Annotated in this window: 1 pseudogene; it reads right to left on the minus strand. The window is 54.1% G+C overall.

Features of this window, described 5'->3' with window-relative positions:
* A pseudogene (locus tag ACRBG0_RS26970) lies at nucleotides 1-721 on the minus strand (hypothetical protein); the annotation flags it as partial.

Genomic DNA, 721 nt, shown 5'->3' on the forward strand with positions numbered 1-721 from the left:
GCAGGTTGAACCCGATCAGGGTCGCTGCTGCAAAAGGGTTGGGCGTGTTCTGGTACAATGCAAACTCTGCAGCTACATTCCAACCATGGGTAAATTCAATACCCAGGTCGGTCAGCTCGCCGGCGCGGTAAGCTTCTGCGGCCGTGTAACGGCTTGAGATGCTCAGCGCCTGGCGTAGTGGCTGGTCTTCAGTTGCTCTGAGTACCAGGCTGAACAGGTGGTCGGCTGCAGTTGCTGCGCCTTCCCAGTTCCACGAGGTGGTGATCATGCCCTGATCTACAAAGCGTAGACCAAAGTTGCCTGCTTGCGCTTGGCCGTATTCGATGTCTATCAGTTCCACACCACTTAGCTGTAGGGTAGCCTGGTAGCCTTCGATGGTATTCAGCTGGTCAGCACTCACGGCTACCGTGTAGGTATTGCCTGCTTTCATGTCGATGTCTTCCGCCTTTAGGTTAAAGGTTCCGTTGAGCGTCCGGTCGTCTGCTGCCATGGCATTGGCTTGAGCAGAACCGTTCACATCACCGATCTTCACACCCACAAAGTCTGCATCCAGGATATCACCTGCCAGGTTGTTCTCATTGATCAACTCCGGGAAGGTTTCTGACCATGGGTTCGTGCTTTCTGGGAAGTCGTAGTCGGCTGCCACAAAGCGCCAGCTCGTATTGTTAGGGAACGCCGTGATCACGTTGAGGATCAGCTTACGGATCTGGATTAAATCCAG

The organism is Lewinella sp. (assembly GCF_050633125.1).
In the GTDB taxonomy this organism is placed as follows: Bacteria; Bacteroidota; Bacteroidia; order Chitinophagales; family Saprospiraceae; genus Lewinella.